Origin of the sequence: Brachybacterium sp. NPDC056505 (assembly GCF_042794925.1) — a bacterium.
Lineage (GTDB): Bacteria > Actinomycetota > Actinomycetes > Actinomycetales > Dermabacteraceae > Brachybacterium > Brachybacterium kimchii.
Window position 1 is genome coordinate 41,249 of sequence record NZ_JBHTSV010000021.1, and the last position, 15,141, is coordinate 56,389.

Here is a 15,141-nt window from a genome sequence, read left to right on the forward strand (position 1 = left end):
GTGCCGATGGTCGGTCCGGTGGTGATGCGGGGGCCTCCTCACGCTGCGTGCTGGGCCGGCGAGCGGACCTTCTGGAGGGTGCGGTGCCAGCGGTTCGTCGGCAGACGCGGATCCAGCAGGGCGAGGCCCGTCGCGAACTTCGAGATCCGCACCGGGCGATGGCCGTCGGCCCAGAGCAGGCGGTCGGCGCGTCCCGGTCGGGTGCCCGCTTTCGTCTTGATGACGACGAGGCCCTCGAGGTCGTAGCCGGGCGGCGGCGCGGACGCGGCGTGCTTGCCCGTGCCCGTCGGACGCTGCGTGCCGGGGATCTCCCAGTGCAGGCCGGCGTCGATCGTCACGCGGCTCTCCTCGCCTGTGACCAGGAGCGTCGTGCGGTCGTAGCGGGTGGTGAGCACCGGTCCGAGCTCGCCGTCGAGGGCGCATCCGGCGCCGTCGAGCGCGGTGTCGACGAACTCCCGGGAGGTGCCCTCCAGGGGTCCGGCGGATGGGTCGCCGTCGGATCCGGACGGCAGCGGGATCCTCTGCTTGGAGGAGCCCCCGCGTCCGGTGGCGGTCTTCACCTCGAGGAACGCGGTGCCGGAGTCGACGTACTCGCGGCAGCGGATCTTCGCGCGCCGGCGGCGCCTGCCGGCCGCGGCGCGGAAGGTCGCGAGGTCGGCGGTGTCGTAGTACGTGGAGGCGTAGCGGAAGGTGCGCCGTCCGCCGATCTCGAGGACGCGGATGCTGCCGTCGAGCCCCGTGAGCAGCATGTGCACGGTCTCGCGGGGCACCAGGTACTTGCGGTCCACGCGGGTCATCAGGCCGGCGCGCTCGGAGATCTCCTCGAGGCCCACGGCGGGGAGGGTGCTCAGGCTGGTCATCGCGCGACCCCCTGCACGTGGCGGGAGGCGTCGGCCGCGGTGTCGGCACCGGCGCCGGCGTAGGCCCGGGAGTCGGACCGGGAATCGGGCCGGGTGTCCGACTCGGCGCCGACGGGGGCGGCCATGCTGGTGCGCCCGGGCGAGGTCGTCGAGCGCTCGGCGGCGCTCGCCTCGATCGGCACGGCCGCGCCCGCCGGGCGCTCGCCGGTGAGGCGGTAGCGGACGTCGACCGTGGTGGTGTCCGAGACGGTGTCCAGGCGCTGCACGCTGAGCGAGGTCACGCGGCCGCCGAGCATCCGCGAGAGGTGCTCGCGCAGCTCGTCCTCATCGGCGATCGCGCGGTCGACGACCACCACCTGTCGGCGGTGCGCGGCGAGCAGCGCCGGGTGGTCGACGAGCGTCATGGTGAGGACGATGAGCGCCATGAACACCGCGCCCATCCAGGCGGGAGTGACGGACAGCCCGCCCACGAGGCCGAGCGCCAGGAACGCGAAGTAGTAGGCGATCTCGTGCTGCGCGAGCTCGTCCGAGCGCAGCCGGATGATCGACAGGACGCCGAACAGGCCCAGGCCGATCCCGGCGCTCACGGCCGAGTTCGCGAGCAGGGCGGAGACGGCGAGGACTCCGACGTTGATGCCGAGGAACGCGACGACGAGGTCGCGTCGGCGATGGCGGGGCCAGTAGATGCCGAAGGTCAGGGTCGCGGCGGCGACGAGATCCAGGGCGTACAGGGTGATGGCGGACATGACGTGTGCTCCTCGATGATCGGTATGACATCGAGAATCCGGCCCGCTCCTGTGGAGCGCCTATGCCCGCCCTGTCGCGGGTGTATGAGAGATGAACGCCAAGGTGGCCGAGGGTGACAGCGCTGGTCAGGGGGCGATGGGCGTGGTCCTCAGGCGACGATCTCCATCTCGAACCCCTGCGCGTTCTCGAGGAACAGGGCCGTGTGCTCGGGTCCTCCCGCGTGCGGATAGGCCTCGGCGAAGAGCTCCGACCAGCCGTGCGCCGGGGCCTGCTCGCGCAGACGGTCGAGCGCGGCGGGGGCGGAGCCCGCGGCCGCGTGCCGGTGCGTCGCCGTCTCCGTCCCGGGCCCCGTGCCGAGACGGGGCGGGAGGCGCAGCGCGAGATGGTTCAGGCCGGGCCGCATGCGGTCGTGGACCTCGCCGACGACGGCGGGAGACTGCTCGAGCACCACGTACACCCCGCTCGGATGCCGCCAGATCCGGCCCGTCGGCCAGTCCGGATCCGACTCGCCCGTCCAGCCGAGCGCCCCGAGCAGCCAGTCGAACGACGGCGCGGCGCCCGCGAGGTCGTGCGTCCACAGCTCCACGTGGTGCAGGGGCTGAAGGGCCGGTGAGGGGCGGTCCGCGGGCTGATCCATGGGGCGAGCGTACGGGGGCGCCCTCACTCCTCGTCAGGGTGCGGGAACACGCGGCGCGCACCGGGGCCCGACGCCCCGAGCGCGTCGTCGGGGTTATAGATCGCGCACTGGCGCATGGAGAGGCAGCCGCAGCCCACGCACATCGAGAGCCCGTCGCGCACCTGCTCGAGCTCCCGGATCCGCCGATCCAGCCGCGGCCGCCATTCGCGGGCGAGCCGCGCCCAGTCGCGCTTGGTGGGCGCGTGGTCGGGCGGGAAGCGCGAGAAGGCCTCGGCGATCTCTGCGAGGGAGAGGCCGACGTGCTGCGCGGCCTGGATGACGGCGATGCGGCGCAACACGGTGCGCGCGTAGCGACGCTGGTTGCCGGAGGTGCGGTCGCTGGTCAGCAGCCCGCGCGATTCGTAGTGGCGGATCGCGCTGGTGGCGACGCCCGCGCGCTCGGCGACCTCGCCGATGCTCAGCCGCTGCTCGGGCGAGGCGTGCGCCCCCGAGGACTCGTCGCGGAAGGCGCGGTCGGTGCGGTCGGCGGTCATGCGAGAAGTCTGCGCCGTGAAGCCCTTGACTTCAAGCGGACTTGAGGTCGGAAGGTGAGGTCATTCGAGGAGAGGCCTGATCATGACCCAGAACGTCAGCACCGTCGCCCACGCCGAAATGCTCGACGCGCAGACCGCCACCCGCGGGATCCTGCAGTGCGCCACGTGCGGCGTCGAGTACGACGCGAGGGACCACCCCGGGATCTGCCCGATCTGCGCGGACGAGCGGCAGTACCTCCCCGCCGACGGGATCCAGCACTGGGCGGACCCCTCCCGCTACGCCGGGCTGCTCGAGCTCGTCGAGCTCGAGCGGGGCCTGTTCGCGCTGCGGGGCGTCGAGGGCGTGGGCATCGGGCAGGAGGCGAACGTGCTGGTGACCGAGCACGGGAACGTCATGGTCGAGGTGCCCGCCGCGATCACCGACTCCGCGATCGAGGCCGTCCGCGCCCTCGGGCCGTTGCGCGCCATCATCCCCAGTCACCCGCACATGTTCGGTCTGCAGTCGGCCTGGTCGGAGGCGCTCGGCGGCGCGCCGGTGTGGGTCCCACGGGCCGACGCCGCCTGGCTGGGCCGCGCACCCGCGCGGATCCATCTGTGGGAGGGCGAGGAGCAGGTGGTCCCCGGCATCACGGCGGCCCAGCTCGGCGGCCATTTCCCCGGCAGTGCGGTCGTGCACTGGGCGGGGGCCGACGGGCGCGGGGTGCTGCTCTCGGGCGACACCATCGCGCCGAACCCGGACGGTCGCACGCTCGCCTTCATGCGCTCCTACCCCAATCGGATCCCGCTGTCCGGAACGGTCGCGCTGCGGGTCGCCGAAGCGGCGGCGCGCTTCGACTTCGACCGGCTGTACGGGAACTTCGCGGGCGCCGTGCTGCAGGATGCGCGCGAGGCGGTGCTCGCCTCGGCACGTCGGCACGCGGCCTGGACGAGCGGCGAGCACGACGACCTGACCTGAGGCGTCCTCACCCGTGTGGGCCGTCGGCGGATCAGTCCGGTCAGTCCGGCCGCACGGCGCTCAGGCAGAACGGGTGGCCGACGGGGTCGAGCATGACGCGCCAGCGTGCGGGATCGGGCTGCGTCGGCGCTTCGACGCCGCCGATCGCGAGGACGGCGTGCGAGGCGGCGTCGAGGTCGGCGGCGGCGAGGTCGAGGTGCATCTGCTGGTGCTGCGGGCCGTTCGGCCACTGTGGGGCGACGTAGTCATCGGCCCTCATCAGGGTGATCATCGGGCCCGCCCCCGCGAGGGAGACGACGGATCCGTCGGGCGCGGCGAAGGCCTCCGCAAGACCCAGCAGCGAGCAGCAGAAGGGCGCGAGCGCGCGCGGATCCGGGCAGTCGATGGAGACCGAGGCGAGCGGGGCGATCGCGGCGGGAGCGGCGCCGGGAGTGGGCGTGGAGGTCATGGCCTCACCGTAGGCCTGTGCGCCGACGGACGACCCGCCCGCCCGGTCCTTCGCGCCGCTCCGGAGCCTTTCCTCGGTCGAGTGGCCTGCGGCACGCGTCTCTCGCGATATTGCAATGAATACATAACAATATTCGTGCGGTGCGTCGGAGCGCCCGACGGACCCATGACGAGCCGGCGAGGAGCCGCACGGTCCGTGCACCGCGAAGGAGGACTGCGCGACGTGACCAGCGAAGTGACCATCGACCCGCCCGCCGAGACGAGCACGCAGGCGGCGAGTTCTACCCCGGACCGGCCCGCGCCCGCCCGCCCCATCGGCGCCGCGATGCTGGTGACCCTCGCGATCCTCGCGGCCGTCGCCCCCTTCGGCACCGACCTCTACCTCTCCGCGTTCCCCGCGATGACCTCGGACCTCGCGACCACGGCCACGGGCGTGCAGCTCTCGCTCACCGCGTTCCTCGTCGGCGCCGGGCTCGGGCAGGTCGTGTTCGGCCCCTGGTCGGACCGCTCCGGGCGCATGCCCCCGCTGCTCATCGGGCTCGTGCTGTTCCTCGGGGCGAGCATCGCCGCCGTCCTCGCCGTCGACGTGCAGATGCTCGTGATCGCACGGCTCCTGCAGGGCCTCGGCGGAGCCGCCGGCATGGTCATCGGCCGCGCGATGATCCTGGACCGCGAACGCGGACCGGCCGCCGCGCGGGCCCTGAACGTGATGATGATGATCGGCGGCGTCGCGCCCGTGATCGCCCCGCTCAGCGGCAGCCTGCTCGCCGAGCCGCTCGGCTGGCGCGGCCTGCTGGGCATCGTCGCTGCGCTCGGTCTCGTCGCCCTGGTCGCGACGCTGCTGTGCGTGCGCGAGACCCTCCCGGTCGAGGTCCGCGCGGGGCGGCGGCATGCTGCGGACGGCTCTGCCTCCGACGGCCCTGCTGCCGGCGACCCTGCTGCTGTCGACGCCGCGTCCGCCGGCGCCTCGGCGCCGCGCTCGGCCTGGTCGGCGATGCTGACCCGCGGCTATCTCGGGCACGTCGCGGCGTTCGGCTTCGGGATGGCGATCATGATGGCCTACATCTCCGCCTCGCCCTTCGTCTACCAGGACATGATCGGGCTGGGCACCGCGCAGTACGGGCTCGCCTTCGCGGTCAACGCCGTCGGCATCATGGCCTCCTCCGCCCTCTCCGCCCGTCTCGCCTCCCGTGTCAGCGTGCGCACCCTGACCGGCACGGGGCTGACGATCAGCAGCTGCGCGGTGCTCGTGATCCTCGCGTTCACCCTGGTCGGAGCGCCCCCGGCATGGCTCATGGTGCCCCTGTTCGCGGCCATCGCACCGCTCGGACTGGTCTTCGGCAACGCCACCGCGCTCGCGCTCTCGTCGGTCCCGCAGCGCGCGACCGGCTCCGCCTCCGCGCTACTGGGCATGCTCCAGTTCGTGCTCGCCGGCATCGTCGCGGGCCTCGTCGGCCTCGCGGGCGAGGACACCACGCTCCCGCTCGCCCTCACCATGCTCGTCTCCGCGGTCATCGCGCTCGGCGGTTTCGCGCTCGCGGGCGGACGCCGCTGAGCCGGGCGGGCGCCGCTGAGAAGAGCGGCCGACGGCCCGTGAGGCCTCCCACCGGCGCTTCGCCCCACCGTCGGCCTCCCGTACCCTGCAACCAGAAGGGGAGTAGTTCCCAGCGCGCGGGCGCCGCAGGCACGTCGGCCCGGCCGTCGGCCACTGGCGCAGCGCCGAGGCGACGTCGACATTCTGGTGCCCCGGCACCCGGCCCGCCGCCCGGCTCCGCGACCGCAGCGGCGGAGGAGCCAGGGTGAACGAGACCTTCGGCATCTGACCATGCCGGAGGACTCCATCCGCCGGCCCGACTCGTGAGGCCCTCGACCCCATGACCCTGGCCACCACCGCCACCCTTCTGATCCTCGCCCTGGGCGTCTCCGCCGACGCCTTCGCGGTCGCCCTGGGCCGCGGTCTGCAGATCCGCGGCAAGCTTCTGTTCAACGCGCTCGTCCTCGCCGCCGCCTTCGGCGTCGCGCAGGCCGTGATGCCCTTGCTGGGATGGCTCCTGGGGGCCGCCTTCGGCACCTACGTCGACAAGATCGACCACTGGATCGCGTTCGGGCTGCTCGCGATCGTCGGCGGCAAGATGATCTGGGAGGCCTTCCGGCCCGACGACCCGGCCGATGAGCTCCCCGAGGACCCCGACCATCCCGACCATCGCGTCACCCCGCGCGAGGTGGCCGTGCTCGCGGTCGCGACCAGCATCGACGCCTTCGCCGTCGGGATCTCGATCGCCTTCTCCTCGCTCTCGATCTGGGCCGCCGTGCCCGTGATCGGCGTCGTGACCTTCGTGCTGTCCTTCGTCGCCGTGTTCCTGGGGCAGAGGATCGGCGCCCGCTTCCGCACCCCCGCCGAGGTCGTCGGCGGCATCATCCTGATCCTCATTGGCCTGCAGATCCTGCTCGAGCACCTCGGGGTGCTGTGAGAGGCGGAGCCGCCTGCTCTGAGACCATCGGGCCATGGGAGAACACGCCGAGCGTCTCGCCCGCGGCGAGTGGTACCTCGATGACCCGGAGCTCCAGGAACGCCGACGCCGCTGCCGGCGCCTGCTGGACGACTTCAACTCCGCGGCGGCCGACCAGGACGACGAGCGCCACCGCGCACTGACCGCGATGCTCGGTCACGTCGGCGCCGACGTCGAGGTGGTGCCCCGGTTCCAGTGCACCTACGGCGCTCATGTCCGTCTGGACGACGGTGCGTTCGTCAACGCGAACGCGTTCTTCATGGACGATGCGGCGATCACCGTGGGCGCCCAAGCCCGGCTCGGGCCCGGCGCGCAGCTGATGACGGCCCTGCACCCGATCGACGACCACGCCCGCAGGCGCGAGGGCTGGGAGCGGGCGCTGCCGATCTCGATCGGGGAGAACTGCTGGCTCGGCGCCTCGGTCACCGTCGGCGCCGGCGTGAGCATCGGCCGCAACTCGGTGGTCGGCGCGGGCAGCCTGGTGCTGCGGGATCTTCCCGATCACGTCCTGGCGGCGGGGTCGCCGGCGAGGATCATCCGCACTCTCCCGCCGGAGGACGGGCCGGGCTGAGCCTCGGCTCTTCTGCCCGGGGAGACTCGGGGCGATCGGCGCGCGTGCTCGTGCGGCGTGCGCCGCCTCCGGGCTCGCTCAGCGGAAGCGCTGCACGGCGAGCGGGGCGCTCGTCGCGAGATCCCGGATCGCCGGGTGCTCGGTGCTCGCGAGCACCTCATGCATCGTGCCGCGGGCGAGGATGCGTCCCTGCCCGAGGAAGGCGATGTCCTCGGACAGCCGCTGCAGCAGCTCGAGATCGTGCGAGGCGATCAGCATGCCCACGCCCAGCTCGTCCGCGCGCGAGCGCAGGCCCGCGGCGATCTCCCCACGCATGCCCGGATCCACCGCGGTCAGCGGCTCGTCGAGCACGAGGATCCCGGGGCGCGTGGCCAGCGCCGTCGCGAGCGCGACGCGCTGCAGCTCCCCGCCGGAGAGCGAGCGCAGCGTGCGGTCCTCGAAGCGGGGCTCGAGGCCTACGGTCCCGAGCATCTCGACCACCGACACCGCGTGCGTGCGGCCGCCCTTGCGCGCCTCCCGCGCGGCGTTGCCCAGGGCCCCGGCGACGCTCGCCCGCGGATCGGTGACGGTCATCGCGTACTGGGAGACGAAGCGGACGTCGGCCGTGAACGCCTTGCGGTGCGCGCCGCGCAGCCGGGAGACGTTCCTGCCCTCGTACATGACCTGGCCCGACGTCGGCTTCAGGATCCCGCGCAGCGCATCGATCAGCGTCGTCTTGCCCGCGCCCGACGGACCGAGCAGGCCCGTGGGCGCCTGGCCCGAACGGATCTCCAGGTCGATCTCGTCGAGGACCCTCTGGCCCGGGTAGCCGGCGTGGAGGTCGGACGCGGTGAGGGCGGTGGACGAGGCGGAAGAGGCCATGATCGCTTTCAGTCGGGTGCGGGTGCGGGTGCGGGTGCGGGTGCGGGTGCGGGTGCGGGTGCGGGTGCGGGTGCGGGTGCGGGTGCGGGTGCCCCACCTCCGGCACTGTAGCGACGGAGGCTGGGGCCGGGTCGGGAGCGTCGCCCGTCGGACCTCTTCCTGTCCGCCCCGGCCGCCGCCCGTCGCCCGCCGGACGCCCGCGAGCCGGGCGCGCCGCTCCGATAGCGTGGACGACCATGACCTCGAGCTCTGCTTCTTCCGGCCATGCCGCGCCCGCCTCGACCCGTCGGCTCACCCTCGTCGAACTGACGGACCTCTGCCGTGAGGCGGTGCGCGCGGCCGGCGGATCCGCCGAGGTCGCCGAGTCCCTGGCCGCGGCCGTCGCCTCCGCCGAGCGCCGCGGCAAGTCCGCGATCGGCGCCGCCCACCTGCCCGACTACCTCGACGGTCTCCGGTCGGGCCGGATCGCGCCCGACGCCCACCCGCGCGTGACCGTGTCCCGTCGGGCCGTGGTCGCGGTCGACGCCGACGGCGGCACCGCCCAGCTGGCCTTCGACACCGCCGAGGACGCGCTCGTCACGGCCGCCCGCGACTGCGGCGTCGCGGTCCTCTCCGTGCGCGACGCCTTCACCGCCGGTGAGCTCGGCGACTACGCGACCCGCCTCGCCGAGCACGGCCTCGTGGCCGTGACCGGCGCGAACTCGCCTGCGCTGATGGCGGTGCACGGCGCGAGCCAGGAGGTCACCGGCACCAACCCGATCGCCTTCGCCCTCCCGCATCCGGACGGCCCCCGCATGTTCGACCAGGCCACGAGCGAGACGGCCTGGGTGAAGATCCGCGACGCCGCCGATGACGGCTCCTCCATCCCGGAGGGCTGGGCCCTCGACCCCGACGGCGAGCCGACGACCGACGCCCGCGCGGCGCTCGCCGGCGCGCTGCTGCCCTTCGGCGGCGTGAAGGGCGGGAACATCGCGCTCATGGTGGAGATGCTCGCGGCCATGTCGGGCGGCTCGTTCTCGCTGGACGCCGCGCCCTTCGACTCCGGCGCGACCTCGCCGAGCCTGGGCATGTTCGCGATCGCCATCGACCCGTCGGCCTTCGCCGAGGACTACCCGCAGCGGGCCGAGGAGCACCTGCGCCGACTGCGCGAGGAGCTCGGCGTGGACTTCGGGCGGCGCAAGACCGAGGTCACCGAGGTCGAGCTGCCCGTCGCCCTGCTCGACGAGCTCGCGGGGGCAGGGTCGACGGGCTCAGCGTCGACCGCCCCGGCCGCGGCGTCGGAGGTCCGCTGATGCGCGCGCGCCGTCTGCTGCAGGTGGTCGACACCCACGTCGAAGGACTCCCGGTGCGCGTGGTCACCGGGGGAGTGGCGCCGCTGCCCGGCGACACCATGGAGGAGCGCCGCGCCCGCTTCGTCGCGGAGCACGACGACCTGCGCACCCTGCTCATGTGCGAGCCCCGCGGCACCGGCTGGACGTCCGGCGCGATCCTGCAGCCGCCCACCCGCGAGGACGCCGACTGGGGAGTGCTGTTCATCGAGGTCACGGGTGTGCTGCCCATGTGCGGCGCCGGAACGATCGGCGTCGCGACGGCCCTCGTCGAGACCGGCATGGTCGAGGTCAGCGAGCCCGTGACCCGCATCCGCCTGGACGCCCCGATCGGCCTCATCACGGCCGACGTCGAGGTGCGCGACGGGCGGGCCCTCTCGGTGACCATCGCGAACGTCGCCTCCTTCGCGCACGCCTTCGACCAGCGCATCGACGTCCCCGGATACGGGGAGGTCAGCGTCGACATCGGTTTCGGCGGGAACTTCTACGCGGTCCTCGGCGCCGACGCGCTCGGGCTCCGCGTGGAGCGCGAGGCGTCCGCAGACCTCGTCCGCGCGGGGAGCGCCGTGATGGACGCGGTGAACGCGCAGATGCTGCCGCGCCATCCCGGGACCGGCTACGAGGGCTGCGAGCACACGATCCTGCTGGATCCCGCCCCAGACGCGCGACGGGCCCGCCATGCCCTCGTCAACCACCCGGGCTGGATGGACCGCTCGCCCGGCGGCACCGGCACCAGCGCGCTCATGGCCCTCCACCACGCCCGCGGGACCCTGGGCCTCGAGGAGGACTTCGAGAACACGTCGATCCTGGGCACGTCCTTCACCGGGCGCCTGGTCGGGACCACACGCATCGGCGGGACGGAGGCCGTGCTGCCCACGATCACCGGCAGCGCCTGGCTCACCGCCCTCTCGCAGGTCGTCCTGGGCCCCAGCGACCCGTTCCCGGCCGGATTCACCCTCTGAGCGGCCGACGGGCGCGACGACCTCTGCTCCGGGACACCCTCTACGCTCTGTCAGCATGAGCCCCGAGCGACCCGCGCCCTCCCGCCTCTTCCTCCTCGTCGGCCCGCCGGCCGTCGGGAAGCTCAGCATCGCCCGCGAGATCGGACGGCGCTCGGGAGCGATCGTCGTGGACAACCACCTGGTCAACAACGCCGTCTTCGTGCCCATGGGCCTGGATCGCGGGGGCAGGGACCTCGCCGACACCGACGCGCTGCGCGCGCGGGTCCTGGACGTCGTGCTCGAGGCGACGCTCGCCGCCCCGGCGGGCCTCTCACACGTCTTCACCAACTGGCTGCCCGAGGATCCGGACAACGCCGCCCACGTGCAGCGCCTGCGCGATCTCGCCGCTGAACGGGGCGCGCGGTTCGTGCCCGTCTGGCTCACGGCGTCGGCCGACGAGCTCGCCGCGCGCGTGGACTCCCCCGAACGGGCGGAGCGCTCGAAGCTCATCGACGCCGGCGTCCTGCGCGAGCTGCTCGCGATCCCTTCGCTGCCCGCCCCGTCGGACGCGATCGAGGTGGACACCTCACGGATGAGCATCGAGCGGGCTGCCACGCACATCCTCGAGTCCTCGCGCGTCCTCGACCCCTCGCGCCCTGCCGGACCCGCGCACATCGACGGGGCATAGCCTCGGGGCATGACTGCCGCGAGCTACGTCCCCGCACCCACCGCCGCCGGCTCCGTCGTCCTCGCGGACGTCGCCGTCGTCGACCCCGCGAGCGGTGCGGTCACCGCCCACCAGGACGTGCGGCTGGAGGGCGAGCGCATCGCCTCCGTCGCAGCGCACGACGACCGCTCCCCGGACCGGTCGCACGGCGCGGGATCCGCCGCGTCCCCGTGCATCGTCGACGCCTCCGGCCTGTTCGTCGTCCCCGCCTACGTCGACTCGCACGCGCACCCGCTGAACGATCCCGACGACGTCGACGCGACCTACGCGCTCATGCTCGCCGCGGGCGTCGCCGGGTACCGGCAGATGTCCGGCAGCGACGAGCTGCTGGCCCGCCGCGCCGCCGGCACGCTGCGCATCCCGGAGGGCTCGCCCCGTCTGCTGGCCCTGCCCGGGGATCTGCTCACCCCGATCACCGCGCCCGACGCGAAGGGCGCCGCCGCCTCCGTGCGCCACCAGGCCGAGCACGGCGCCGACTTCATCAAGGCCGGCTTCACCAACCGCAGCACGCTGCTCGCCGCGATCGCCGAGGGCGAGAGGGTCGGCCTGGACGTCGTGGGCCATGTGCCCGACGACATCGACGCCCGCGAGGCCTCCGACGCCGGCATGCACTGCATGGAGCACCTGGGCACCGGCGTCGCCCTGTACGCGGCGTCCTCGCGGCGCGAGCAGCAGGTGCGCAAGAACGCCGGCGGCGTGCCGAGCCTCCCGCGGATCCCCGGTCTCGCCCCGATCGCGAACCGGATCTTCCAGCCCTTCCTCATGAAGCTCGTGGTCAACCCCGTGGCCCGCACCAGCGCCAAGACCGCCGAGAACTACCGGCTCGTGGACCGCACCTTCGACGAGCAGCGCGCCGCGTCCCTCGCCGAGCTGCTCGCGGCCAACAGCACCTGGCAGTGCCCCACGCTGATCCGCGTGCACACCCAGCAGTTCCCCGGCACGCCGCGCCACCGCGACGACCCCCGCAAGAGGTTCATCGCGCCCGACGTGCTCGCGGTGTGGGAGTCGGTCACCGACACCTTCGAGGAGCTCCCGGCGCCCACGCGCGAGGCTCTCGCCGAGCACTGGGAGGCGCAGCTGAGGATGACCCGTGTGCTCGCCGACGCCGACGTCCCGATGCTCACCGGCACCGACTCCAACGGCGCGAGCTGGGTGATCCCGGGCCTGGGTCTGCACGACGAGTTCGCCCTGCTCGCCGAGGCCGGGGTGAGCCCGACGAAGATCCTCCGCGCGGCGACCAGCGACGCCGCCCGCTTCTTCGGCCGCGAGGACCGCTCCGGTGCGGTCCGTGCGGGCTTCGAGGCGGACCTCGTGCTGCTGGGCGGGGACCCGACGGCCGACGCCGCCGCGCTCGCCGACGTGCGCGGCGTGGTCCGCGATGGCGCCTACCGCGACCGCGCCGCGCTCGGCGAGACGCTCGAGCGCCTCGCCGCCCGCCCGACGGCGCGCTGAGTCCGGGGGTGCTGAGCCGCTGAGCCGCTGAGACGGGGCCCGCCGGCCCGCACAGCACCCCCACAGCCCGCCCGAGGCTCCCGGCACAGTCTGCGCGCCGACTCTATGGCGCATGAACGCACCCCACGCACCCACCCGCGATCCCGGCGAGCATCCGCCGGGCCAGAACCCGTCGCACGAACCCTCGTCGGACCATTCCCTGCCGGACCAGTCCCCGGCGGGCGAGCTCCCACCGGACCAGTCCCCGTCGGACCCGCCCCCGGCGGGTCGGCGCACCCACCGCGGGCGCAGTATGATCCGCCGGCGCGTGCTGCTGGGCTCCGGCGTCGCCCTGCTCGCCGGCACCGGCGGCTCCGCGGCCTGGGCCTACGACCGCTTCCTGCGGGAGAAGGTCGAGGTCTCCGACGTCTCCGCCGCCGAGTCCGAGGCCGGCACCGCGCAGACCGCGGCGCTCGCGACCGACGGCGAGTACTCGAGCACCGGGTTCACCTCGTCGACCACCACGATCACCCTCACGCAGACGGAGACCGGCACCGGCTCCGAGGCCCTGGCCTGGTACGCCGCGGAGATCGAGATCGACGACGCGACGATCGTCCGCTCGGCCTTCGCGCAGGACGAGTTCGGCCAGAACATCACCGCCGAGCCCAGCGAGATGGCCTCGGACAACTCGGCGGTGCTCGCCATCAACGGCGACTACTACGGCTTCCGCGACACCGGCATCGTCATCCGCAACGGCGTCTCCTACCGCGACGAGCCCGCCCGCGACGGCCTGGTCTTCTATACCGACGGACGCATCGAGATCTACGACGAGACCACCACCAGCGCGGACGAGCTGCTGGCCGACGGCGCCTGGAACACCCTCAGCTTCGGCCCTGCCGTGCTCGAGGGCGGGAAGGTCCCCGACGGCGTCGAGGACGTCGAGATCGACACGAACATCGGCAACCACTCCATCCAGGGCGAGCAGCCGCGCACCGCTATCGGCGTGATCGGCGAGAACCACCTGGTCTTCCTCGTGGTCGACGGCCGCTCCGAGGGGCACTCGCGCGGCGTCGGGCTCACCGAGCTCGGCGAGATCCTCGCGGACCTCGGCTGCACGAGCGGCTACAACCTCGACGGCGGCGGCTCCTCGGTGATGATCTTCGACGGCGAGATCCTCAACGAGCCCTCGAACGGCGGCGAGCGCGCCACCTCCGACATCCTGTACGTGGCCGGGTGAGCGCGATGGTCACGATCCGCCCGCACCTGCGCCCCGAGACCGCTCCCGCCCGTCCGGGAGCATCGCTCGCACCGACCGAGCCAGCCGCTCCGGCCCGCTCCGTGGTCCTGATCCCGGCGCTCGCCCCCGCGCGACCGCTCGTGGACCTGGTCGCGAGGCTCGCCGCCGACGACATCGACGCTCTCGTGGTCGACGACGGCTCCGGCCCCGACTACGAGGTCGTCTTCGACCGCTGCTCCCTCGAGGGCGCCGAGGTCCTGCACCTGCCGGAGAACCGCGGCAAGGGCGGCGCCCTGCGCGCCGGCATCGCCCACGTGCGCGCCACCCGCCCCGCAAGCGGCGTTGTCACCGCAGACGCCGACGGCCAGCACACCCTCGCCGACATCCGCCGCGTGCGCGACGTCCTCGACGGGATTGAGACGCCGGCCGACGGGGCAGCGGGTCCAGCGTCGGCCGATGGGGCAGTGCGCCGCGCGTCGGCCCCGCAGGCCGTGCCCCGCACGGACCTCGTGCTCGGCGTGCGCGGCTTCGACCGGGCCGAGGTGCCGCTGCGCTCGCGGCTGGGCAATGTGGTGAGCTCGTGGGTGCTGCGCCTCGCCTCCGGCGCGCGCCTGCGCGACACGCAGACGGGCCTGCGCGGCCTGCCCGCCTCACGCCTGGCCTGGGCCGAGGCGATCCCGGGCGACCGCTACGAGTACGAGTACTCGATGCTCGTGCGCGCCAGCCGCGAGGGCATCGGCCTGCACCAGGTGCCGATCGAGACCGTCTACCTCGACGACAACGAGGCCAGCCACTTCCGTCCCGTCCGGGACTCGCTGCGCGTCCTCGGCCCGGTGGTCGCCTTCATGGGGTCGGGGCTGCTGGCCTTCGCCCTGGACACCCTGCTGTTCCTCGCGGTCTCCGCGCTCGGCGCCCCCGTGTGGCTCGCCCTGGCGGCGGCACGGCTGCTGAGCGCGAGCGGGAACTTCGCTCTGAACAGGCGCGTCGTCTTCGACGGCGGGGCCGACGTCCCGCTCGGCAGGGCCCTCGCCCGCTACGGGGTGCTCGCCGCCGTCGTGCTCGGGGCCGGGGTGCTGCTCGTCGACGCGCTCGTCGGCCTCGGGGCCTCGCTGCTGGTCGCGAAGGTGACGACCGACCTGGCGCTGTTCGTGCTCAGCTTCGTCGTCCAGCGCCTGGTGGTCTTCGGGCGACGGTGAGGGGGCAGGCAAGGCGCAAGCTGGAGAGCCGGTGAGAGGGAGGCGGGGAGTTGGTGGGGGGGGATGCGAGGCGGCGATGACGGCTGAGTGGCTCCCGGCCGTCACCGACCGGCGTATACGGGCTCTCTCTGCCACCGGTGGCAGAGAGAGCCCGTATACG

The 15,141-nt window shown here is 73.6% G+C and carries 16 protein-coding genes; 10 read left to right on the plus strand and 6 right to left on the minus strand.

Features of this window, described 5'->3' with window-relative positions:
• Positions 1-38: 38 nt before the first annotated feature.
• From ACFQ53_RS11505 to soxR, 4 genes are all read right to left on the minus strand, one after another.
• Positions 39-860 carry a VTC domain-containing protein gene (locus tag ACFQ53_RS11505; protein WP_377859743.1) on the minus strand — a complete coding sequence of 274 codons (822 nt, stop codon included), beginning with the start codon at positions 858-860 and terminating at the stop codon, positions 39-41.
• Positions 857-1,606, minus strand: coding sequence for a DUF4956 domain-containing protein (locus ACFQ53_RS11510; RefSeq protein WP_377859744.1), 750 nt, complete (start codon positions 1,604-1,606; stop codon positions 857-859). Before ACFQ53_RS11510 ends, ACFQ53_RS11505 begins: the two co-directional genes overlap by 4 nt.
• Before the next feature lie 149 nt (positions 1,607-1,755).
• Positions 1,756-2,244 (minus strand): VOC family protein, encoded by a 489-nt coding sequence (locus tag ACFQ53_RS11515; protein WP_377859746.1) that lies wholly within the window; start codon positions 2,242-2,244, stop codon positions 1,756-1,758.
• Between the two features lie 23 nt (positions 2,245-2,267).
• The gene (gene soxR, locus ACFQ53_RS11520) at positions 2,268-2,777 is read right to left on the minus strand and encodes a redox-sensitive transcriptional activator SoxR (RefSeq protein ID WP_377859748.1); all 510 of its coding nucleotides are present in this window, start codon (positions 2,775-2,777) and stop codon (positions 2,268-2,270) included.
• A gap of 82 nt (positions 2,778-2,859) precedes the next feature.
• On the opposite strand from soxR, the gene ACFQ53_RS11525 reads away from it, so the two are divergent.
• Positions 2,860-3,732: a hydrolase gene (locus ACFQ53_RS11525; RefSeq protein ID WP_377859750.1), complete on the plus strand. Its 873-nt coding sequence runs from the start codon at positions 2,860-2,862 to the stop codon at positions 3,730-3,732.
• 40 nt (positions 3,733-3,772) lie between these two features.
• Here ACFQ53_RS11525 and ACFQ53_RS11530 read toward each other — a convergent pair whose 3' ends face one another.
• Entirely contained in the window at positions 3,773-4,180 is a 408-nt protein-coding gene (locus ACFQ53_RS11530; protein WP_377859752.1) for a VOC family protein, read from the minus strand.
• A 222-nt stretch (positions 4,181-4,402) separates the two neighbouring features.
• Here ACFQ53_RS11530 and ACFQ53_RS11535 point away from each other — a divergent pair, with 222 nt between their 5' ends.
• The 3 genes from ACFQ53_RS11535 to ACFQ53_RS11545 all read left to right on the plus strand — a co-directional run bounded on the left by ACFQ53_RS11535 (position 4,403) and on the right by ACFQ53_RS11545 (position 7,260).
• Positions 4,403-5,734, plus strand: coding sequence for a multidrug effflux MFS transporter (locus tag ACFQ53_RS11535; protein ID WP_377859754.1), 1,332 nt, complete (start codon positions 4,403-4,405; stop codon positions 5,732-5,734).
• 319 nt (positions 5,735-6,053) lie between these two features.
• A complete protein-coding gene (locus ACFQ53_RS11540) occupies positions 6,054-6,650 on the plus strand; it encodes a manganese efflux pump MntP family protein (RefSeq protein ID WP_249477581.1) in 597 nt (198 codons plus the stop codon).
• A 34-nt stretch (positions 6,651-6,684) separates the two neighbouring features.
• Entirely contained in the window at positions 6,685-7,260 is a 576-nt protein-coding gene (locus ACFQ53_RS11545; protein ID WP_377859756.1) for a sugar O-acetyltransferase, read from the plus strand.
• Positions 7,261-7,338: 78 nt separating this feature from the next.
• On the opposite strand, the gene ACFQ53_RS11550 is transcribed toward ACFQ53_RS11545, so the two are convergent.
• Positions 7,339-8,121, minus strand: coding sequence for an ABC transporter ATP-binding protein (locus ACFQ53_RS11550; protein WP_377859758.1), 783 nt, complete (start codon positions 8,119-8,121; stop codon positions 7,339-7,341).
• A gap of 236 nt (positions 8,122-8,357) precedes the next feature.
• Here ACFQ53_RS11550 and ACFQ53_RS11555 point away from each other — a divergent pair, with 236 nt between their 5' ends.
• From ACFQ53_RS11555 to ACFQ53_RS11580, 6 genes are all read left to right on the plus strand, one after another.
• Positions 8,358-9,413 (plus strand): Ldh family oxidoreductase, encoded by a 1,056-nt coding sequence (locus tag ACFQ53_RS11555; protein ID WP_377859760.1) that lies wholly within the window; start codon positions 8,358-8,360, stop codon positions 9,411-9,413.
• Complete coding sequence (locus ACFQ53_RS11560; protein ID WP_377859762.1) at positions 9,413-10,411, plus strand: proline racemase family protein; 999 nt, start codon at positions 9,413-9,415, stop codon at positions 10,409-10,411. The genes ACFQ53_RS11555 and ACFQ53_RS11560 overlap by 1 nt, the downstream gene beginning before the upstream one ends.
• 55 nt (positions 10,412-10,466) lie before the next feature.
• Complete coding sequence (locus ACFQ53_RS11565; RefSeq protein WP_377859764.1) at positions 10,467-11,078, plus strand: AAA family ATPase; 612 nt, start codon at positions 10,467-10,469, stop codon at positions 11,076-11,078.
• A gap of 9 nt (positions 11,079-11,087) precedes the next feature.
• Positions 11,088-12,569, plus strand: a complete 1,482-nt coding sequence (locus ACFQ53_RS11570; RefSeq protein WP_377859766.1) for an amidohydrolase family protein — start codon at positions 11,088-11,090, stop codon at positions 12,567-12,569.
• Positions 12,570-12,861: 292 nt separating this feature from the next.
• Entirely contained in the window at positions 12,862-13,785 is a 924-nt protein-coding gene (locus ACFQ53_RS11575; RefSeq protein WP_377859773.1) for a phosphodiester glycosidase family protein, read from the plus strand.
• Between the two features lie 5 nt (positions 13,786-13,790).
• The gene (locus ACFQ53_RS11580; RefSeq protein ID WP_377859768.1) at positions 13,791-14,981 is read left to right on the plus strand and encodes a GtrA family protein; all 1,191 of its coding nucleotides are present in this window, start codon (positions 13,791-13,793) and stop codon (positions 14,979-14,981) included.
• Positions 14,982-15,141: the final 160 nt, after the last annotated feature.